Source organism: Pseudoduganella sp. LjRoot289, from assembly GCF_964252925.1.
In the GTDB taxonomy this organism is placed as follows: domain Bacteria; phylum Pseudomonadota; class Gammaproteobacteria; order Burkholderiales; family Burkholderiaceae_D; genus Rugamonas.
Window position 1 is genome coordinate 6254961 of sequence record NZ_CAXUPN020000001.1, and the last position, 21163, is coordinate 6276123.

Here is a 21163-nt window from a genome sequence, read left to right on the forward strand (position 1 = left end):
GACACGTTCGCCGGTCACCGGCCCCTTAGCTTCTCTTCACCACAGAAAATCTCATCTCATGGCTTCATCCAACGATAACGTCAGCATGGCGCTGTTCTGCGACTTCGAAAACGTCGCCCTGGGCGTGCGCGACGCCAATTACGAAAAATTCGACATCAAGCCCGTGCTGGAGCGCTTATTGCTCAAAGGCAGCATCGTGGTCAAAAAAGCGTATTGCGACTGGGACCGCTACAAGGGTTTCAAAGCGCCCATGCATGAAGCCAATTTCGAGCTGATCGAAATACCGCACGTGCGCCAGTCGGGCAAGAATTCGGCCGATATCCGCATGGTCGTGGATGCGCTGGATTTGTGCTACACCAAGTCCCACGTTAACACTTTCGTCATCATTTCCGGCGACTCGGACTTCTCGCCGCTGGTCTCCAAGCTGCGCGAGAACAACAAGAAAGTGATCGGCGTGGGCGTCAAGCAGTCGACTTCCGATTTGCTGGTGGCCAACTGCGACGAGTTCATCTTCTACGACGACCTGGTGCGCGAAATCCGCCGCGCCGCCGCCAAGCGCGACACGCGTGAAGGCCAGCCTGTCGTCAAGCGCACGCCGGAAGAGGAAAAAGGCCGCCGTGAGGAAATGGACAAGCGCCGCCGCGAAGCGGTCGACATGGCGGTCGAGACCTTCGACGCGCTGGTGTCCGAACGTGGCGATTCCGGCAAGATCTGGGCCTCGGTGCTGAAAGAAGCGATCAAGCGCCGCAAGCCGGACTTCAGCGAGTCCTATTATGGTTTCCGCACTTTCGGCAACCTGCTGGAGGAAGCCAAGGCGCGCGGCCTGCTGGAATTCGGCCGTGACGAGAAATCCGGCGCCTATGTATACCGCAGCAGCGGCGTGCCAGGCGAGCAGGGCGCCGGCGAAGGGGTGGGCAACGCGTCCGCGCCGGCCCAGCACGAGGGCGCCGAGGGCGGCCGCCATGAAGGCCGGCGCGGCCGCGGCCGTGGCCGCAACCGCGGCGCAGACCGCCACGCGGCCAGCGAGCCGGTCTCCGAGGAAGTGTCCGCCGAGCTGCAGCTGGCGCAGGACGAGAACGCCTACGCCGAAGCGGAAGCCGTGCATGCGGCCGATGACGCGGCGTATGCGCGCCAGCCGCAGGCCGCCGAGCAGGATGCGGAGCAAAACGCCGAGCAAAACGCCGGGCAGGACGGCGAGCAGGACGTCCACGCGCTCAGCAGCAGCGAGCAGGACGACCTGGACGAGGAAGAGCGCGCGCTGGACGCCGCAGCGGCAGCGATCGCCAACGCCGCCGGCGGCAACCAGCGCCAGATCGGCCGTGATGGCCAGCCCAAGCGCAGCTCGGCGAAGATGCCGGCCCGCCAGGCCAAGGCGAAGCAGAAAGCCGTGCAGGCGACCGCCTCGGGCGAGGTCTGGGCCAAGGGCAAGGGCCGGGGCAAGCCTGCCCAGGGCGGCGGCCAGCGCGGCAAACCGGGCCAGCCGGCGCCGCAATCCTCGACGCAAGCCATCGTTCAGCCAGGCACGCCGTCCGGCGGACAGTATCCGGCCCAGCAGGCTGCGCAGCAAGCGGCCCAGGTGGTGCTTCCTGCAGCGGTCCAGGCAGACCTTCCCTCCGCCGCGCAGGCAGCCGAGCATGCCGGCCAGCCATCCGGCCACGCTGCGGCGCAGCCGGCGGTACAGCCGGCCGGCCGCGCAGGCGGGCGTCCAGGCAGCCGCCAGCCAGGCAATCGCCAGCCGGCCAGCCGCCAGGCAGAGACGGTGCACACTGCCGACGCAGTCGCTGCGCCGGTAGCGCACAGCGCCGTAGCGGATCAAGCCGCCAAATCGGATGCAGCGGAGCCAGCGGATCAGGCGGCCAAGCCGGCCGCCAAGAGCCGCACCCGCGCTGCCGCCAAGGGCCGTGCCAAGGCCGGCGAGTCGCGTATCACGGCCGCCGCTGCGGAAGCGGCCGCTGCGACCGAAGCGCCGGCCGCGGCGGAGGATGCGGCTGACAAGCCTGCCAAGCCAGGCCGTGCGGCTGCCGCCCGCGCCAAGGCCGCCAAGCCGGTTGTCGTCGGCAGCGACGCGGAAGGCGGCGAGCAGCCAGCCCGCAAGCCGGCCGCGCGCCGCCCGCGCAAGGCCGCTTAAGCCATTGCTTGCCGTTCCGCATCGGTGCTTTACCGATGCGGAGGCAAGCGGCATTGCCAATCAGGCAATGCTGCGCTCAGCGCCGATTTACTGCCGAGCGCTTTGCTGCCATACTGCCAACTTGAATAACATTTTGGCAGCGGCTGTCGCGTTGCCTTTTGGCGGCGCGCATGGCTATCCTCTCCGAAATCAACCTCTATCCGATCAAATCGTGCGCCGGCATGCCGTTGCGCTCGGCCACCCTCACGCCCGCCGGGCTGATGAAGGAGCAGATCTACGACCGCGAATGGATGGTGGTGGACCAGGCTGGCATTGCCATGACCCAGCGCGAACATCCGCGCATGGCCCTGATCACGCCGCGCCTGAAAGCCGACACCCTGGAACTGCGCGCCCCGGGCATGTTGCGCCTGGAAATCGAACTCGGCCTGCCCGATCCTGAACTGGCCCCTACGCTGACGGTGCAAGTATGGGACGACCAGGTGCTGGCCTACGACTGCGACGCCACCACTGCCGCCTGGTTCAGCAACTTCCTGGGCCACCCGTGCCGCCTGGCGCGCTTCCACGCCAACGCCAGCCGCGCCGTGTCGCAGAAATGGACCCAGGGCATCGCCGCCACCACCTTGTTCTCCGACGGCTACCCGGTGCTGGTCGCGGGCAGCGCCTCGCTGGCCGACCTGAACGGCAAGCTGGTGCAAGCCGGCCGCCAGGCCTTGCCGATGAACCGCTTCCGTCCCAACCTCGTCATCGACGGCATCGAAGCGTTCGAGGAAGACTACGCCGAACACTTCCGCATCGGCGCGGCCGTGCTCAAGCCCGTCAAACCCTGCCCGCGCTGCCCGATGCCGTCGATCGACCAGGCCACCGGCGAATTCGGCCCCGACCCGCTCGACATCATGCAGAGCTACCGCGCCAAACCCGAAGTCGAGGGCGCGCTGTGTTTCGGCATGAACAGCATCCTGACCGAAGGCGACGGCCAGGAATTGCGCGTTGGACAGGAAGTCGACGTCACACTGGCTTTTTGAGCCTCGGATCCATCATGATGCATACCAAAAAGCCCGAAACCGCCAACCTGGCGGAGGAAAACAAGGCCTTGCGCACGCGCATGGCCTACCTGCTGGATCAGGCCGAGCGCAACCACAACATCATGATGCGCCACCAGGCTTTCGACCTGGAGATCGTCGGCGCGTCCACCTTCCCCGAACTGGTGGGCACCATCTTCCGCACGCTGCCCATCATTTCGGAACTCGAGGCGGTCACGCTGACCCTGCTCGACGAGGGCGGCGACATCCATACCGTGATGGGCAAGCTGGGCGTGATCTTCACCGATTTCCCGGACCTGCTGTTCGTCGATGAAGTGGACGGGCTGGGCTTCGACCTGGGCCGCCGCAACGCCTATTCGCCCGCGCCCAAGCCGCTGCTGGGCATGTACGACGGCGCCAGGCACGGCCATGTCTTCCCGCGGCCGCCGGACGGCCTGCAGAGCGTGGCCCTGGTGCCCCTGCTGCGCAACAAACGCATCATCGGCAGCCTGAACCTGGGCAGCGTCGACCCGACCCGCTTCACGCCCAGCCTGGGCACGGACTTCATCGAGCACATGGCGTCCATCATCGCGATCTGCCTGGAAAACGTGATTTCCAACGAGATGCTGAAATACATCGGCCTGACCGATTCGCTGACCGGCGTCTACAACCGGCGCTATATGGACCGGCGGCTGCTGGAAGAGATTTCGCGCGCACGGCGCCAGGCCTACGACATTTCCTTCATGTACATCGACATCGACCACTTCAAGCGCGTCAACGACACGGTGGGCCACCAGGGCGGCGACGAAGTGCTGCGCGAGGTGGCGCAGCGCATCAAGGCCGAGCTGCGGCTGTCGGACGCGCTGGCGCGCTTCGGCGGCGAGGAGTTCGTGGTGCTGCTGATCAATGCTGACCTGGACAGCGCCGCCTTCGTGGCCGAGCGCATCCGCGCCGGCATCGCCGCCAGCATGATAGACGTGTCGCCCAGCGTGCGGGTCTCGATCACCGCCTCGATCGGCGTGGCCTGCCTGGACCGCTCGGACAGCGAGATGGCGCCGGAAGCCTCGGCGATGGAACTGATCGCCCAGGCCGACTCGGCCCTCTACCAGGCCAAGGACAGCGGCCGCAACCGCGTCGTCAGCTACCGCCCAGGGTAGGGCGGGTAGCGGGCTTGGCCCGCGTAAGCCGCCACGCCTGCCGCGCCTGCGGCTTCGGCGGCTTCGGAGGATTAAGCCGCGACGCGGCTCGGCGCCCCCGGCTCGGCGCCCCCGGCTAACCCGCCCTGCGGCTTTACGCCAGCAACTGGCTTTCGGCGCGGGCCACCGCGTCGGCGGCGCCGCGCAGCACCACCACGTCGCCCGCTTCGAGCACCGTGCCGGGGGTCGCTTCCACGCGGCCCTTGCCGCGCCGGATAGCGGCCACTTCGGCGCCGGCGCTGGCCACGTCCACCTCGCCCAGGGCTTTGCCGACGCAGCTGGCGTCTTCGCCCACCGTCACCGAATGCAGGCGCAGCATGTCGTCGTCCTCGCCGGCGTCGCTGGAACCGTGGAACCAGCCGCGCAGGGAGGCGTAACGCGCCTCGCGCGCGGCCTGCACCCGGTGCACCACGCGCCGCAGCGGCACGCCCAGCATCACCAGCGCGTGCGAGGCGAGCATCAGGCTGCCTTCCATCAGTTCCGGCACCACCTCGGCCGCGCCGGCCGCCTTCAGGCGGTCCAGGTCGGTGTCGTCGTGGCTGCGCACGATGACCGGCAGCGCCGGCGCCAGTTCATGCACCAGGTGCAGCACCCGCAGCGCCGAGGGCGTGCTGGCGTAGGTGATCACCACCGCGCTGGCGCGGTAGATGCCGGCCGCGATCAGGCTTTCGCGCCGCCCGGCGTCGCCGTAGGACACGTTGGCGCCTGCCGTCTGCGCTTCCTGCACCCGCTGCGGGTCGAGGTCGAGCGCGTGGTAGGCGATGTCCTCCTCGCTGAGCAGGGTGGCCAGGCTTTGCCCGCTGCGGCCGAACCCGGCCACGATGACGTGCTTTTGCGTCGACATGGTGCGCGTGGCGATCTTGGTCAGCGCCAGCGACTGCATCATCCATTCATTGCTCGACACCTTCATCACCAGCTGGTCGGAATTGTCGATGATGAAGGGCGCCAGCAGCATCGACAGCACCATAGACGCCAGCACCACCTGGATGATGAAGGGATCCATCAGCGCCACGCCGCCGGCCAGGTTGAGCAGCACGAAGCCGAATTCGCCGGCCTGCGCCAGCGCCAGGCCGGTGCGCATCGACACCCCGTCCGAGGAGCCGAACAGCTTGGCCAGCCCGGCGATCAGCGCGAACTTGAGCAGCACCGGGCCGGCCAGCAGCACCAGCACCAGCCACCAGTTCTGCGCCACCAGTCCCAGGTTGAGCAGCATGCCGACATTGATGAAGAACAGGCCCAGCAGCACGTCGCGGAAGGGCTTGATGTCCTCCTCCACCTGGTGCTTGTATTCGGTTTCCGAGATCAGCATGCCGGCCACGAAGGCGCCCAGCGCCATCGACAGCCCGGCCTTTTCCGTGATCCAGGCCGCGCCCAGGGTGATCAGCAGCAGGTTCAGCATGAACAATTCCTGCGAGCGCCGCTTGACGACGATGGCGAACCAGCCGCGCACCAGCTTCTGGCCGACGAACAGCAGCAGCAGCAGCACGATGACGGCCTTGCCGCCGGCCCAGGCCAGCGTTTGCAGCAGGTCGTCCGGGTTTTTCGCCAGCGAGGGGATCAGGATCAGCAGCGGCACCACGGCCAGATCCTGGAACAGCAGGATGCCCATGATCTTGCGGCCATGCTCGCTTTCCAGCTCCAGCCGCTCGGTGAGCATTTTCACGACGATGGCGGTGGACGACATGGCCAGCGCGCCGCCCAGCGCGAACGAGGCCTGCCAGCTGATGTGGATGCCCGGCAGCTGGTAGGCCAGCAGCCAGCCCAGCCCCATGGTGGCGCCAATGGTGGCCGTCACCTGCGCCATGCCCAGCCCGAACACGATGCCGCGCATGGCCATCAGCTTGGGCAGCGAAAATTCCAGGCCGATCGAGAACATCAGGAACACCACGCCGAATTCGGCCAGGATATGGCCGGCCTCGCTCTGTTCGGCCAGCCCCAGCGCGTGCGGCCCGATCAGGATGCCGACCGTCAGATAGCCCAGCATCGGCGGTAAATGCATCATCCTGAACGCGACCACGCCCAGCACGGCGCTGCCTAGCAGCAAGAGGGTCAGTTCCAGCGGTGAAAACATGCGGCGTATCCAGGTAAGGCGCTTGTCCCGTTGTTTGTTAGGACTGGCAAGTTTTTTGCTTTCGCAATTCGGCTATACTTCCGGCATGAGTGTAACCGATGGAAATCCCATGCTGAAAGCTTTTGACAACAAGACGGCGCAGCGCGCCCTGGCGCTGGCCCGTGAAACCCTGCAGATCGAGGCGGACGCCATCAACGCCATGCACGCGCGCCTAGCCACCGACGACAGCGTCGGCCAGGCGGTCGCGTTGTTGCTGAATTGCAAAGGCCGCGTGGTGGTCTCGGGCATAGGCAAGTCCGGCCACATCGCGCGCAAGATCGCCGCCACCCTGGCCTCGACCGGCACCCCGGCCCTGTTCGTGCACCCGGCCGAAGCGGCGCACGGCGACCTGGGCATGGTGACCGCGGACGACGCCTTCATCGCCATCTCCTATTCCGGCGAAAGCGCGGAACTGATGGCCATCCTGCCGGTGGTCAAGCGCATGGGCGGCACCCTGATTTCCATGACCGGCAAACCCGGCTCCAGCTTGGCGCTGCTGGCCGACGTGCACCTGGACGTGTCGGTGGCCAAGGAAGCGTGCCCGCTGAACCTGGCGCCCACCGCCAGCACCACCGTCACGCTGGCGCTGGGCGACGCGCTGGCCGTGGCGCTGCTGGACCTGCGCGGCTTCAAGGAAGAGGATTTCGCCCGTTCCCACCCCGGCGGCGCGCTGGGCCGCCGCCTGCTGACCCATGTGCGCGACGTGATGCGCAGCGGCGACGCCGTGCCCTCGGTGCCGCTCGACACCCGCTTGCCGGACGCGCTGCTGGAGATCACGCAAAAAGGCATGGGCATGACCGCCATCGTCGACGCCGACAACCGCCCGGTCGGCGTGTTTACCGACGGCGACTTGCGCCGCATGATAGAAAAAGTGCAGGATTTCAGCAAGGTCATCATCAGCGACGTGATGCACGTCAACCCGCGCAGCATTTCACCGGATAAGCTGGCGGTGGACGCGGTGGCCGTCATGGAGCAGTTCCGCATCAACCAGATGCTGGTGGTGGACGCCGACGGCAAGCTGGTCGGCGCCCTGCACATCCACGACTTGACGCGTGCCAAGGTGATCTGATGAACAAGGCCTACAATCTGGAAAACGTGGCGCGCGCGGCCAAGGTCAAGCTGATCATCTTCGACGTCGACGGGGTGCTGACCGACGGCAGCCTGCATTACGGCGCCGAGGGCGAAATGATGAAGACCTTCAACGTGCAGGACGGCCTGGGCATCAAGCTGCTGCAGGAAGCGGGCATCCTGACCGCCATCATCAGCGCGCGCCGTTCGCCGCAGGTGACGGCCCGCGCCAAGGACCTCGGCATCGAGTTCGTGCACCAGGGCGGCCACGACAAGCTGACCCCGTTCAACGCGCTGCTGGCCAAGACCGGCCTGTCCGCCGAGGAAGTGTGCTTCATCGGCGACGACGTGGTGGACCTGGTGATACTCAAGCGCGTCGGCTTCGCGGTGGGGGTGCCGAACGGCCGCGCCGACGTGCTCAGCCGCGTGCACCACGTGACCGAAGCCCACGGCGGCCGCGGCGCGGTGCGCGAAGTGAGCGAGTTCGTCTTGCGCGCCACCGGCAACTACGACAAGGTCATGGCCCAGTTCCTGGTCTGAAAGAATCGAGAATATGCGAAGGTTGAATGATGCGTAAACGAACCGCGCAGCGCTGGCGGCTGTCGATCACCATGGTGGCCGGGGTGTTCGCCGCCTGCGGCAGTTTCTGGCTGGTACAGCTGATGAGCCGCAGCGACGAGGAACTCATGGCCGACAAGCGCCTGAACGAGCCCGATTACATCATCGAGCAGTTCAGCGTGGTGCGCATGACCAAGGAAGGCAAGCCGAGCTACATCGTGGCCGGCGACAAGCTGGTCCACCGTCCGATCGACGACGCGTCGGAGATCGACAAGCCGGTGGTGCGCAACCTGAGTTCCGGGCATCCGCCGCTGGACATGACGGCCAGGCGGGCCCGCGTGGACGAGGGCAATTCGCGCGTGAAACTGGAGGGCAATGTGGTGATCGACCGCGCAGCGCAGGGCACGGGCGCGGCCATGCACATGACCACCGAGGCCCTCACCGTTTATCCGGACGAGGACCGCATGGAGACCGATGCGCCGGTGCAGATCATGCAGGGCGGCACCACCGCGACCGGCACCGGCATGAAGGCGAACAACGCCACGCGCCAGGTGCAGCTGCGCGGACGCGGCACCATCGTCACGCCGCCGCCGGCGCCTAAATAATCGAATACACTGAATGGAAAAAACATGAAAAAAATGCTCTTGTCGGCCTTGCTGCTGTGCACGGCCGGGCTGGTCCAGGCCGAGAAGGCCGACTCCACCAAGCCGACCCAGATCAGCTACGACAACGCCGACGTCGACGACGTCAAGCAGATCAGCACGCTGACCGGCAACGTCGTGCTCACGCGCGGCACCTTGCTGATGAAGTCGGCCAAGGCGGTGGTGACCAAGGATCCGGAAGGCTACCAGTACGTGACCTTGACCAGCGTGGGCGGCAAGCCCGCCACCTTCCGCCAGAAGCGCGACGGCGAGGGCGAGCAGTGGGTCGAAGGCGAAGCCGAACGCATCGAGTACGACGGCAAGGCCGAACTGGTCAAGCTGTTCTCGCGCGCCAAGGTGCGCCGCCTGGAAGGCAACAAGCCGAGCGACGAGGTCGAGGGCGAGTTCATTTCCTACGACAGCCGGCGCGAATTCTTCAGCGTGCGCAACAGCGCCGACGGCGGCAGCAAGCCGGGCGCCGGCCGCGGCACCATGGTGATCCAGCCGTCGAACAAGCCTGCCAAGCCGTCCGCGCCGGCAACTGCGCCCGCACCGGCGCCGGTGCAGCCTGCGGCGGGGAAATGACGATGGCGGAACACACTCCAAGCTGCAACAGCACCCTGGTCGTGCGCGGCCTGCAGAAGACCTACGGCAAGCGCCAGGTGGTGCACGACGTCTCGCTGCAGGTCGAGTGCGGCGAGGTGGTCGGCCTGCTCGGCCCCAACGGCGCCGGCAAGACCACCTCCTTCTACATGATCGTCGGCCTGGTGCCGTCCGACGCGGGCAGCATCGACATCGCCGGCGTGGACGTGTCGAGCATGCCGATCCACCAGCGCGCCACGCTGGGCCTGTCCTACCTGCCGCAGGAAGCGTCCGTGTTCCGCAAGCTGACGGTGGAGGAGAACATCCGCGCCGTGCTGGAGATCCAGAAGGTGGACGGCAAGCGGCTGAGCAAGGCGCAGATCGACGAGCGCCTGGACCGCCTGCTGGCCGACCTGCAGATCGAGAAGCTGCGCGAGAACGCGGCGCTGTCGCTGTCCGGCGGCGAGCGCCGCCGCGTCGAGATCGCGCGCGCGCTGGCCACCAATCCGCGCTTCGTGCTGCTCGACGAACCCTTCGCCGGCGTCGACCCGATCGCCGTGATCGAGATCCAGCGCATCGTGCGCTTCCTCAAGGAGCGCGGCATCGGCGTGCTGATCACCGACCACAACGTGCGCGAAACGCTGGGCATCTGCGACCGCGCCTATATCATCAACCAGGGTAGCGTGCTCGCGTCCGGCCGGCCGGACGACATCATCGCCGACGAATCGGTGCGGCGCGTCTACCTCGGCGAACACTTCCGCATGTAAGCACCCATGAAACAGTCTCTGCAACTCCGCACCTCGCAGCATCTGGCGCTCACGCCGCAGCTGCAGCAATCGATCCGCTTGCTGCAGTTGTCCACGCTGGAGCTGCACCAGGAACTGGAGCAGCTGCTGGGCGACAATCCCCTGCTGGAACGGCTGGACGATCCGCTCGACCGCTCGCTGCGCCTGCTTGGCGACGGCGCCATCAACCAGACCCAGTCCAGCGGCGCCGAAGCGTCGCCGGCCGACGTCGGCGCGCCGGCGCAGGACAGCGCGCCCGCGCAGGAAGCCGAAGCGTTCGAGAGCGGCGACGGCGACAGCGCCAGCAACGCCGAGGCCGACAGCGACTGGAGCGACGCCGGCCGCAGCAAGGCGCCCGACGACGAGGACTCGCGCCCGCAGCTCGAGGCCAGCCACTGCACCTTGCGCGAGCACCTGATGGAACAGATGCGCGTGACGGTGCAGCAGCCGCGCGACCGCGTGCTGATGGAGCTGATCATCGACGCGCTGGACGAGAACGGCTACCTGGAAGAGAGCCTGGAGGACATCCACGCCCGCCTGCCGGAAGAGGCCGATGTCGAGCTCGACGAGCTGCAGACGGCGCTGACCCTGCTGCAATCGTTCGACCCGATCGGCGTCGGCGCGCGCAGCGCGTCCGAGTGCCTGTCGCTGCAGATCCGGCGCATGCCGGGCGTGCCCCTGGTGACGCGCCGCATGGCCGTCACCATCGTCGAAAAGCACCTGGCCTGGTTCGCGCAGCGCGAATTCAACAAGCTCAAAAAAGCCCTCGACTGCGACGACGAGGACTTGCGCGAAGCGCAAACGGTGATACGGCTGTGCAATCCGCACCCGGGCGCGGAGTTCGCCTCCGACGTGTCCGACTACGTGGTGCCGGACGTGATCGTGAAGAAGGCGCGCAATGGCTGGCAGGTCTCCTTGAACAACGACGTGATGCCGCGCCTGCGCGTAAACGCGCTGTATGCCAACATGCTCAAGCAGGGCAAGGGCGAGTCCGCCATGGGCGCGCAGCTGCAGGAAGCGAAGTGGCTGATCAAGAATATGCGCCAGCGTTTCGACACCATCCTGCGCGTCGCGCAGGCGATAGTAGAAAGACAAAAGAACTTTTTCAGCCATGGCGCGGTTGCCATGAGACCCCTTGTGTTGCGTGAAATTGCTGATACACTGGGACTACACGAGAGCACTATTTCTCGGGTAACAACTCAGAAATACATGCTGACTCCGCATGGCATGTTTGAGTTGAAATATTTCTTTGGCAGCCACGTCGCCACCGAAGCAGGAGGAGAAGCATCCTCGACGGCGATACGGGCGCTGATAGTGCAATTGACAGGAGCTGAAGACCCGAAAAATCCATTATCCGACAGTAAGATTGCGGACATGCTGGGGGAACAAGGCATGGTAATTGCGCGACGGACTGTTGCCAAGTATCGCGAAGCTCTGAAAATCCCACCGGTTAGTCTGCGTAAAGCTTTGTAGTTTTACTTGGGTTCCCCTACGCGCCAACAAGACGACAGCGTATGAGCCCTCTTCTTTAGGAGTGTGTATGAATCTCACCATCAGTGGACATCATCTCGAAGTGACGCCAGCCATCCGTGAATACGTGCAGAGCAAGCTGGAGAGGATCAAACGCCATTTCGATCAAGTTATTGATATTGCTGTCATCCTGACCGTAGATAACCTCACCGAGAAAGACAAAAGGCAAAAGGCCGAAATCAATCTGCGCATGTCCGGCAAGACCGTGTACGTGGAAAGCCTGTCGCAAGACCTGTATGCTGCCATCGATACGCTGATCGACAAACTGGACCGCCAAGTCATGAAATACAAATCGAAAGTGCAGGAGCACGGCCACGACGCCATCAAACACCTCCCCGACACTTACGAACCCGCCGCCACCCTGTAGGGTCCCCGGCACTCCAACAAAGGGCGCATCTGGCGCCCTTTTTTGCGGCCATCGATCTAGAATACGGTATTGTTGATTTAGCTGATTTAAACCCATGAGCGGACACGTCCTCACGCAAGTTTCCAACGGCACCGGCTTCATCACGCTCGACCGCCCGAAGGCCCTGAACTCCCTGTCGCTGGACATGGTGCGCGCCCTGACCTCCGCCTTGCTGGCCTGGCGCGACGACAGCGCCGTGGCCGCCGTGGTGATACGCAGCAGCAGCGAGAAGGCCTTGTGCGCGGGCGGCGACATCCGCTTCTTCCACGACGTGGGCCGCGCCACGCCGCAGGGCGGCAGCGCGCTGCTGGAGGATTTCTTCACCGAGGAATACGCGCTCAACCACCTGATCCACTATTACCCTAAACCGTATATCGCGTTAATGGACGGCGTGGTGATGGGCGGCGGCATGGGCATCGCGCAGGGCGGACCGGACTGCGGCGTGCGCGTCGTCAGCGGGCGGACGAAGATGGCGATGCCCGAGGTGAACATCGGCCTGTTCCCCGACGTCGGCGGCAGCCATTTCCTGTCGCACGCGCCGGGCCGCCTGGGCCGCTACCTGGGCCTGACCGGGCTGACCGTGGGCGCGCCGGACGCGCTGTACGTGGGACTGGCCGATCATTACGTGCCGGAAGCCGAATGGCAGGCGCTGGGCGACTTGCTGGAAGTCGTGCCGGGCGCGGAATTGCGCGAGGCCGTGCAGGCCTACGCTGCGGGCTTTGACGCCGGCGCCGGCGTGCTGGAAGGCGAGCGTGCCGCCATCGAGCGCCACTTCGCAGCCGACAGCGTGGCGGCCATCATGGCCTCGCTGGCCGGGGACGAGGGCGCGTTCGCGCAGAAGGCGCTGGCAGCGATGCGGACCCGGTCGCCGCTGATGATGTGCGTGACCTTGGAACTGTTGAACCGCGGCGCCTCGCTCGGCGTGGCGGACTGCCTGCGCATGGAGCGCAACGTGGTGCGTCGCAATTTCGAGCACGGCGAAGTGCTCGAAGGCGTGCGCGCGCTGGTGGTCGACAAGGACAACGCGCCGCAGTGGTCGCCGGCGACGCTGGAGGAGGTGACGCCGGCGCTGGTGGCCGGCTTCTTCGCGCCGCCGTGGCCGGCGCACGCGCACCCGCTGCGCCACCTGGCCTAGCCGCCGCCCGGCGCCGGCCCGCGCTTATCCCTACCCCCGAATCAACCTTTCCCTATGTTGGCGCGGCCGCGCCTTTGCTATCGTCTGCATGGGCCGGCCGATGGCGCGCCGCGCCATCGACAGCCGCGGCCGAAGGGGATGGTTTGGTGAGCAGGATAGACAAACGCGCAGTGCGGCCGGGCCGCACGATGGAAGGCTGACATGCACCGCACCCTGGCGCGCCAGTTGCGCCGTTTTTGCGGGATCGACAGCCCCGAGGCTTGGCGCGCCTTGCTGGACGCGCTGCCGGCGGCGGGCGCGCTGCCCGGCATGCCGCCGCCGGTGGCGGCCCTGCTGGGCGGCCTGGAACAACTGGTCGAACAGATCGACCGCAATTTCGTGCGCTACGAGCACGACGTCGCGCTGCGCGCGCACGTGCTGGAACTGCGCTCGGGCGAGCTGACCCAGGCCAATGCCCGCCTGCGGGACGAACTCGGCAGCCGCAACCGGACCTTGCATTCGGTGCGGCTGGCCATGGCTGAACTGCTGCGCCATGAGGACGGCGCCCGCGCGCTGCCCCCCGAGGAGGATCTGGAGGGGCTGTCGGCCCTGCTGCCCGATCTGGTGCGGCGCCAGCAGGCCGGCCGGATCGAATTGATCAACCAGCGTTTCGCGCTGGACCAGCATGCCATCGTCAGCATCGTCGACACCAGCCGCCGCATCATCTACGTCAACGAGAAGTTTTGCCTGGTCACCGGCTACGCGCGCGAGGAACTGCTGGGCTGCGGCTATGCGGTGCTCGATTCCGGCCAGCATGACGCCAGCTATTTCGAGCAGGTGTGGAAGACGGTGGAAAGCGGGCAGGCCTGGCACGGGGAGGTGCACAACCGGGCCAAGGGCGGCCGCCCGTACAGCGTGTACGCCACCATGGTGCCTTTCCTGGACGGCGACGGCCGCCCCTATCAATACGTGTCGATCGAGACCGACATCACCGAAAACAAATTCCTGTCCGAGATCGTCGCCACCAGCGAAAGGCAGTACCGCACGCTGGTCAACAGCCTGCGCGAGGCGGTGTTCCGGACCGACGCGCGCGGCTGCATGACCTTCGTCAATCCGGCCTGGACCGACATCACCGGCTACACGGTGGACGAGACGCTGGGCCATGCTTGCGTCGAGTTCATCCACCCCGACGACCTGGCGCCGGCGCGCCTGCAGTTGGCCCAGCTGCTGGGCGGCCGGGCGGTGCCGCTGAAGCGCGAGCTGCGCTGCCGCACGCGCGACGGCGGCTTATGCTGGCTCGGGGTCCACGTGCGCGCCGAACTGGGCGAGGACGGCCAGCCGAACGGCTTGAGCGGCACGCTGCACGATGTCTCGGAGCGGCGCCGGGCGGCCGAGCAAATCCAGGAAAACCTCAGTTTCGTCGACGCCTTGTTCGATTCCATCCCGCTGCCGGTCAGCCTGAAGGATGCCGACGGCCGCTACCTGCGCGTCAACCAGGCTTATCTCACCTTCTTCTCCACCACCGAGGAGCGCTTGCGCGGCAAATCCCTGGCGCAGGTTGTGCCGAGCGGCAACTCCACCATCCATGCCGAGCGCGACCGCGAAGTGCTGGCCAGCGGCGTGCCGCAAATCTACCAGGACACCTTCCGCATGGGCGACGGGCGCCCGGTCGACCTGCTGGTCAGCAAGGCCTTGCTGCGCGGCGCCGACGGCCGCGCGCGCGGGGTGATCGGGGTGGTGGTCGACGTCACGACGCAGGCCGAAGCGGTGCGCGCGCTGCGCCAGGCCAAGGAAGCGGCCGATGCCGCCAGCCGCGCGAAAAGCGACTTCCTGGCCAATATGAGCCATGAGATCCGCACCCCGCTCAACAGCGTCATCGGCATGACCCTGCTGGCCTTGAAGGCTGCGCCGTCGGCCCGCCTGCAGGACTACCTGGGCAAGATCCGGCTGTCGGGCGAGCATTTGCTGGGTTTGATCGACGACATCCTCGATTTCTCCAAGATCGAGGCCGGCATGCTGACGCTGGAGTATGCCCCGTTCGACCCGGCGCAGCTGCTGGCCAAGGTCCTGGCCCAGGTGGCCGGGCGGGCGTCCGCCAAGGGCTTGCGGCTCGACAGCGCGGTGGCGCCTGAACTGAGCGGCTGGCTGCGCGGCGACGGCTTGCGCCTGAGCCAAGTGCTGATCAATCTGGTCGGCAATGCCGTCAAGTTTACCGACGCCGGCGCCGTCGGCGTGGCGGTGACGGTGCGCGCTCAGGACCCGGCCCGCTGCAGCCTGCTGTTCGAGGTGCGCGACAGCGGCATCGGCATCAGCGCCGAGCAATTGGGCCGTTTGTTCCAGTCCTTCCACCAGGCCGACAGTTCGACCACCCGCAAATACGGCGGCACCGGCCTGGGACTGGCGATCTGCAAGCGCCTGGTGGAACAGATGGGCGGGGAGCTGGGCGTCGACAGCATCGAGGGCCAGGGCAGCCGCTTCTGGTTCGCACTGACCTTGGAGCGGGCAGCGCGTCCGGCGCAATTGGCCGCGCCGCCGGCGGCGCAGCCGCAGACCTTGCACGGCATGCGCGTGCTGGTGGTCGACGACCACGAATTCAACCAGCAGGTGGCGCGCGAATTCCTGGAGCTGGCCGGTGTCGAGGTGGCGCTGGCCGGCAATGGCATGGAGGCGCTGGCCCAGCTGGCCCTGGAGCGTTACGACTGCGTGCTGATGGATGTGCAGATGCCGGTGATGGACGGGATAGCGGCGACGCGCCGGATGCGCGCCGACCCGGCCTTGGCCGGCGTGCGCGTGATCGCCATGACAGCCAACGTCAGCGCCGAAGACAGGGCGCGCTGCCAGGCGGCGGGGATGGACGAGTTCATCAGCAAGCCGGTGGCGCCGGAAAAACTGTACGCCACCCTGGCCGGCCGTGCCGCGTCCGGCGCCGCGCCGGCGGAGGCGGAAGAGGAGACGGAAGCGGAAGTAGATTCGGAAGCGGAAGCGGAAGCGGACATCAGCCTGGCTGAACTGGCCCGGCATTTCGACGGCAAGCCGGCGCGCATGCGCCAGTTCGCCCTGCGTTATCTGGAGACGGCGGGCGCGGGCATCGCGCAGCTCGAGGCGGCGCTGGCCGGTGGCGACCTCGCCACGGCGGCGGCGTTGGGGCACCGCTACAAGTCGAGCGCGCGGGCGGTGGGCGCGCTGCGGATGGCGCGGCAGTGGCAGGCCCTGGAACAGCCGGGCGGCTTGGCGGCGGCGGCCATGCTGGCGGCCGACCTGGGGGCGGCATTGGAGCGCTTCGAGCGCTGGGTGGCAGCCGAACTGGCCGCCTGACAGGCCGGGTGAGGGTTTCCTTACCCCCGCCGCGTCCCATTCCTACGCCAAAACCGACCTTTCCCTATGGATGGATATTTTGCCAATAGGCATGATATAGGCAGGGTTTTTCTTGGCACGCCGGATATGAAGGTTACTGAAAAGATATGGCTGGAGACATCACCCACGCTGTGTTGCAGCGTTGCGGACATGTATTGGTGATCGATGACGACGTCTTCATGCTCGACATGCTGGGCATCATGCTCGAGGACATGGGCATCGCCCGCGTCACCGCGACGGCCGACGGCCGCCAGGGCTTGTCGGCCTTCGATCCGGGCAAGTTGCCCCCCGACCTGGTCATCTGCGATATCAACATGCCGCAGATGGACGGCTTCCAGCTGATGGAGCAACTGGGCGCAAGCCATCCGGGCTGCGCCATCATCCTGATGTCCGGGCTGGCGCAACGCTTCCTCGATTCCGCGCAGCTGATGGCCAGGTTCCACCATTTGAATATCCTGGGCGCCCTGCATAAACCGGTCGACAAGCACGAACTGGCCGGCCTGATGTCCCGGCTGGCGCTGCCGGCGCCACCCAAAAAATGACGGCACGCCCGTCCACCGGCGCAGGCGGCCGCGTTCCGGCATGGCGCCGCCCATTTTTGCGGAGTACTCCACGATGATCGCTTTGTACGGAATGGATGGCGGCCGCAGGCGCGCCGCCCTGGTCCGCCTGTTCGCTTGCGCCTGGCCGGCGCTGGCGGCGGTGGCGTTCGCCGCGCTGCCGCTGTGGGAACGCCGCGGTCCGCTGCAGGCGCTGGCGCTGGCCGGCGTGCTGGCCAGCGCCGCGCTGCTGGCGTGGCGCTTGCAGGGCCAGACCGGCGCGGCGCGCGACAGTGCCTCGTCGGCGCACATGCTGGGCGCCGACCTGGGCCAGATCGAGGACCTGATGGGCGGCGTGCTGCCGGTGTGGCAGCACCATGTGCAGGCGGTTAACACGCAGACCGACGACGCGGTCGCCCAGTTGCTGGGCAGCCTGGCCGCGCTGCTGGAACAATTCAGGGCGGCCGGTTTCACCGGCGGCACGGCGCCGGCCGGCGAGCAAGTGACGCTGAGCCTGCTCACCCTGTGCGAGCGCGAACTGGGTCCCGTGATCCGTTGCCTGGAAACCGTGGTCGGCAGCAAGGTGGTCTTGCTCGACAATGTGCGCGCGCTGGCGTCGGCCACCGAGGAGTTGCAGGAGCTGGCAGACGAGGTCCGCAAGATCGCGGCCCAGACCAACCTGCTGGCCATCAACGCGTCGATCGAGGCGGCGCGGGCCGGCGCCGCCGGGCGCGGCTTCGCCGTCATCGCCGGCGAAGTGCGTGCGCTGTCGCAGTCGTCGGCCACGATAGGCAGCCGCATGACCGGCCGCATGGCCGAGATTTCCGCCACCATGCGCGCCACGCTGGACGCCGCGTCGCGCGCCGCCGCCGACGACGGCGACGCCATCGGCGCCTCCAGCGGCGTGGTCGAAGACGTGCTGGGCCATGTGCGTGAACTGGCCCATGCGGCCGACGACATGCGGGCGCGCGGCAGCGCCATCCGCGACGAAGTGGAAAACCTGCTGATGGCGCTGCAATTCCAGGACCGCATCCGCCAGATCCTGGAAGTGGTCGACGCCGACATGGGGCGCCTGGGGCAGGCGCTCGGGCAGGCCGGCGCGCGCGCGCTGCCGCCGCTGGCCGACTGGCTGGGCGAGCTGGAGTCCCGCTACACCATGCAGGACGAGCGCCGGGGCCATGCCGCGCCGGGCCAGGCCGGCCAATTGCCGGCGCCGAGCGACGAACTCACCTTTTTCTAGCCCATCCCCATCCCATACCCAGAGGTAACCATGGCAAAACTTATCATGATCGTCGACGATTCCGCATCCTTGCGCCAGGTGGTCGGCATGACCCTGAGGGAGGCCGGCTATGATGTGCAGGAGGCGGTCGACGGCAGGGACGCGCTGGCCAAGCTCCAGGGGCAGAAGGTGCACCTGATCGTCAGCGACGTCAACATGCCGAATATGGACGGCATCACCATGGTGCAGGAGGTCAAGAAGCTGGCCGCCTACCGCTTCACCCCCATCCTGATGCTGACCACCGAGTCGCAGGAGGAGAGGAAGCGCCAGGGCCAAGCCGCCGGCGCCAGGGCCTGGCTGGTCAAGCCCTTCAAGCCGCAGGTGCTGCTGGGCGCAGTGCAGAAGCTGGTGCTGCCGTGAGCGCAGCGCCGGGCGCGCTGCGGATCGCCGGCGAGATGGGCATCTACCGCGCCGAGGAGTTGAAACAGATGCTGCTGGCCGCGGTGGCGGCGCAGCCGGCGCTCGAGCTCGACCTGTCCGGGGTCAGCGAGTTCGACGGCGCCGGCCTGCAGCTGCTGCTGCTGGCCCGGGACGCGGCGCGCGCCGCCGGCGGCGCGCTGCGCCTGGCCGCGCCCAGCGGCGCGGTGCTCGACGTGCTCGCGCTGACCGGCCTGGGCGGCAGCTTCGGCGCGCCGGCCCCAGCCGCAGGGGCGGCGCCATGAACCTGGACGCGGCGCTGCACACCTACATCCTGGAAAGCCGGGACCTGCTGGAGGACATGGAGCGGGCCTTGCTGTCGGTGGGCCCGCACGCCGAGATGGGAGAACTGGTCGATGCCGTGTTCCGCGCCGTGCACACCATCAAGGGCTCGGCCGGCTTGTTCGGGCTCGACCACGTGGTCGATTTCGCGCACGTGGTCGAAAACGTGCTCGACCGGGTGCGCGCCGGCGCCGTGCTGGACGAAGCCCTGGTGGCGCTGCTGCTGGCCTGCCGCGACCACACCGCGGCGCTGATCGACGCGCTGCAATCGGGGACGGACGCGCCGGACCCGGCGCTGCTGGCGCAGGGCGCGCCCTTGCTGGCGCGCCTGCGCGCCCACCTGCTTGCCGGCGGCGCGCCGCCGGCCGCAGCCGTGCCTGCCGTGGCTGCGGTGGCGGCGCAGCCGGACTGCCGCGGCGACGGCGAGCTGTGGCACATCTCGCTGCGCTTCGGCGAGGACACGCTGCGCAACGGCATGGACCCGCTGTCGGTGCTCCGTTACCTGGGGCAGCTCGGCAGCGTGGCCGGCATCGTCACGCTGAGCGACGCCATGCCGGCGCCCGCGCTGATGGATCCCGAGGCCTGCTATCTCGGCTTCGAAATCGCCTTCAGCAGCGCGGCCGACAAGGCGGCCATCGACGGCGTGTTCGATTTCGTGCGCGGCGACTGCGCCATCCGCATCCTGGCGCCGGAGAGCCGGCTGGCCGAGTACGTCCAGCTGATCGAGGCGCTGCCGGAAGACAATGCGCGGCTGGGCGAAATCCTGGTGCGTTGCGGCAGCGTGACGGAGCGCGAGCTGGCGCAGGCGCTGCAGGCGCAGCACGGCGGCGCCGCGGCTGCCGCGCCGCTCGGCGCCATGCTGGTGGAGATGGGCGCGGTGCGCCCGCCCGTGGTCGAGGCCGCCCTGGCCAAACAGGAGCGCGCCCGCCAGCCGGCGCAGCAGGAAAACCGGTCGATCCGGATCGACGCCGACAAGCTCGACCATCTGATCAATCTGATCGGCGAGCTGATCATCGTCGGCGCCGGCGCCAATGTGGCGGCGGCGCGCGTCAGCGATGCCGAGCTGCAGGAGCGCACCTCGACCCTGGCGGCCCTGGTCGAGCAGGTGCGCGACAGCGCGCTGCAGCTGCGCATGGTCAAGATCGGCGCCACGCTGAACCGCTTCCAGCGCGTGGTGCACGACGTCTCGCGCGAGATCGGCAAGGACATCGCGCTGCTGGTGCGCGGCGGCGACACGGAACTGGACAAGACCGTGGTCGAGCGCATCGGCGATCCGCTGACCCATCTGGTGCGCAACGCGATCGACCACGGCATCGAACCGGCCGGGCAGCGCATCGCGTGCGGCAAGCCGGCCAGGGGCACGGTCGAGCTGAACGCCTACCACGACGCCGGCTGCATCGTCATCGAGGTGCGCGACGACGGCGGCGGACTGCAGCGCGACAAGATCCTGGCCAAGGCGCTCGAGCGCGGCCTGGTCGAGCCGGGCCGCAAGCTGTCCGACGGCGAGGTGTACGGCCTGATCTTCGCGCCCGGCTTCTCCACCGCCGAGCAGGTGACCCAGTTGTCCGGGCGCGGCGTCGGCATGGATGTGGTCAAGCGCAATATCGACGCGCTGCGCGGCACGGTGGCCGTTGCCAGCGAGGCCGGCGCCGGCACCACCATCGCGCTGCGCCTGCCGCTGACGCTGGCCATGATAGACGGCTTCCTGGTCACGGCCGGCAAATCGATGTTCGTCATTCCGCTCGACATGATCGAGGAGTGCCTGGCCTTCGACGCCGGCGCCGACGCCGGGCGCGGCTACACCAGCTTGCGCGGCCGGGTGCTGCCCTGCGTGCGCCTGCGCGAGCTGTTCGGCGTGGCCGGCGAGCCGGCCCGGCGCGAGAACGTGGTGGTGGTCAAGCATGGCGGCCAGCGCTGGGGGCTGGTGGTCGACGGGCTGCTGGGGGAATTCCAGACTGTCATCAAGCCGCTCGGCAAGCTGTTCCAGCAGGTGCGCTGCATCAGCGGTTCGACCATCCTCGGCAGCGGCGAAGTGGCGCTGATACTGGACATGGCCGCGCTGATGGCGGTGATCGAAGGGCGCGCGCAAGCGGCCGCCATGGCCGAGCGCGAGACCAGCCTGGCATAGCGGGCGGCAACGGCGGCGCGCGGCGCC

The 21163-nt window shown here is 67.4% G+C and carries 18 protein-coding genes; 17 read left to right on the forward strand and 1 reads right to left on the reverse strand.

The window, feature by feature from the left end:
- Nucleotides 1-58: 58 nt before the first annotated feature.
- From ACSQ8Y_RS26945 to ACSQ8Y_RS26955, 3 genes are all read left to right on the forward strand, one after another.
- Nucleotides 59-2128: an NYN domain-containing protein gene (locus tag ACSQ8Y_RS26945; protein ID WP_436269449.1), complete on the forward strand. Its 2070-nt coding sequence runs from the start codon at nt 59-61 to the stop codon at nt 2126-2128.
- A 170-nt stretch (nt 2129-2298) separates the two neighbouring features.
- Nucleotides 2299-3150, forward strand: a complete 852-nt coding sequence (locus ACSQ8Y_RS26950) for an MOSC domain-containing protein (RefSeq protein ID WP_436269450.1) — start codon at nt 2299-2301, stop codon at nt 3148-3150.
- A 14-nt stretch (nt 3151-3164) separates the two neighbouring features.
- Nucleotides 3165-4304: a DUF484 family protein gene (locus ACSQ8Y_RS26955; protein ID WP_436269451.1), complete on the forward strand. Its 1140-nt coding sequence runs from the start codon at nt 3165-3167 to the stop codon at nt 4302-4304.
- A 133-nt stretch (nt 4305-4437) separates the two neighbouring features.
- On the opposite strand, the gene ACSQ8Y_RS26960 is transcribed toward ACSQ8Y_RS26955, so the two are convergent.
- On the reverse strand, nt 4438-6414 hold the full coding sequence (locus tag ACSQ8Y_RS26960) for a cation:proton antiporter domain-containing protein (protein ID WP_436269452.1): 1977 nt from the start codon (nt 6412-6414) through the stop codon (nt 4438-4440).
- 109 nt (nt 6415-6523) lie between these two features.
- Between ACSQ8Y_RS26960 and ACSQ8Y_RS26965 the strand changes: the two genes are divergently transcribed.
- The 14 genes from ACSQ8Y_RS26965 to ACSQ8Y_RS27030 all read left to right on the forward strand — a co-directional run bounded on the left by ACSQ8Y_RS26965 (nt 6524) and on the right by ACSQ8Y_RS27030 (nt 21136).
- The gene (locus tag ACSQ8Y_RS26965; protein WP_436269453.1) at nt 6524-7522 is read left to right on the forward strand and encodes a KpsF/GutQ family sugar-phosphate isomerase; all 999 of its coding nucleotides are present in this window, start codon (nt 6524-6526) and stop codon (nt 7520-7522) included.
- Entirely contained in the window at nt 7522-8061 is a 540-nt protein-coding gene (locus tag ACSQ8Y_RS26970; RefSeq protein ID WP_436269454.1) for a KdsC family phosphatase, read from the forward strand. Before ACSQ8Y_RS26965 ends, ACSQ8Y_RS26970 begins: the two co-directional genes overlap by 1 nt.
- A gap of 26 nt (nt 8062-8087) precedes the next feature.
- The gene (lptC, locus tag ACSQ8Y_RS26975) at nt 8088-8684 is read left to right on the forward strand and encodes an LPS export ABC transporter periplasmic protein LptC (RefSeq protein ID WP_436269455.1); all 597 of its coding nucleotides are present in this window, start codon (nt 8088-8090) and stop codon (nt 8682-8684) included.
- Nucleotides 8685-8708: 24 nt separating this feature from the next.
- Nucleotides 8709-9305 carry a lipopolysaccharide transport periplasmic protein LptA gene (gene lptA / locus ACSQ8Y_RS26980; protein ID WP_436269456.1) on the forward strand — a complete coding sequence of 199 codons (597 nt, stop codon included), beginning with the start codon at nt 8709-8711 and terminating at the stop codon, nt 9303-9305.
- A 2-nt stretch (nt 9306-9307) separates the two neighbouring features.
- Nucleotides 9308-10069 (forward strand): LPS export ABC transporter ATP-binding protein, encoded by a 762-nt coding sequence (gene lptB / locus ACSQ8Y_RS26985; RefSeq protein ID WP_436269457.1) that lies wholly within the window; start codon nt 9308-9310, stop codon nt 10067-10069.
- 6 nt (nt 10070-10075) lie between these two features.
- Nucleotides 10076-11560, forward strand: a complete 1485-nt coding sequence (locus ACSQ8Y_RS26990) for an RNA polymerase factor sigma-54 (RefSeq protein ID WP_436269458.1) — start codon at nt 10076-10078, stop codon at nt 11558-11560.
- A gap of 67 nt (nt 11561-11627) precedes the next feature.
- Nucleotides 11628-11984 carry a ribosome hibernation-promoting factor, HPF/YfiA family gene (hpf, locus tag ACSQ8Y_RS26995; protein WP_436269459.1) on the forward strand — a complete coding sequence of 119 codons (357 nt, stop codon included), beginning with the start codon at nt 11628-11630 and terminating at the stop codon, nt 11982-11984.
- Nucleotides 11985-12078: 94 nt separating this feature from the next.
- Nucleotides 12079-13158: an enoyl-CoA hydratase/isomerase family protein gene (locus ACSQ8Y_RS27000; RefSeq protein ID WP_436269460.1), complete on the forward strand. Its 1080-nt coding sequence runs from the start codon at nt 12079-12081 to the stop codon at nt 13156-13158.
- Nucleotides 13159-13359: 201 nt separating this feature from the next.
- Nucleotides 13360-16452: a PAS domain S-box protein gene (locus ACSQ8Y_RS27005; RefSeq protein ID WP_436269461.1), complete on the forward strand. Its 3093-nt coding sequence runs from the start codon at nt 13360-13362 to the stop codon at nt 16450-16452.
- 197 nt (nt 16453-16649) lie between these two features.
- Nucleotides 16650-17033: a response regulator gene (locus ACSQ8Y_RS27010; protein ID WP_436269462.1), complete on the forward strand. Its 384-nt coding sequence runs from the start codon at nt 16650-16652 to the stop codon at nt 17031-17033.
- A 73-nt stretch (nt 17034-17106) separates the two neighbouring features.
- On the forward strand, nt 17107-18270 hold the full coding sequence (locus ACSQ8Y_RS27015) for a methyl-accepting chemotaxis protein (protein WP_436269463.1): 1164 nt from the start codon (nt 17107-17109) through the stop codon (nt 18268-18270).
- Between the two features lie 30 nt (nt 18271-18300).
- Nucleotides 18301-18669: a response regulator gene (locus ACSQ8Y_RS27020; protein ID WP_436269464.1), complete on the forward strand. Its 369-nt coding sequence runs from the start codon at nt 18301-18303 to the stop codon at nt 18667-18669.
- Entirely contained in the window at nt 18666-18971 is a 306-nt protein-coding gene (locus ACSQ8Y_RS27025) for an STAS domain-containing protein (RefSeq protein ID WP_436269465.1), read from the forward strand. The genes ACSQ8Y_RS27020 and ACSQ8Y_RS27025 overlap by 4 nt, the downstream gene beginning before the upstream one ends.
- The gene (locus tag ACSQ8Y_RS27030; RefSeq protein ID WP_436269466.1) at nt 18968-21136 is read left to right on the forward strand and encodes a chemotaxis protein CheA; all 2169 of its coding nucleotides are present in this window, start codon (nt 18968-18970) and stop codon (nt 21134-21136) included. The genes ACSQ8Y_RS27025 and ACSQ8Y_RS27030 overlap by 4 nt, the downstream gene beginning before the upstream one ends.
- Nucleotides 21137-21163: the final 27 nt, after the last annotated feature.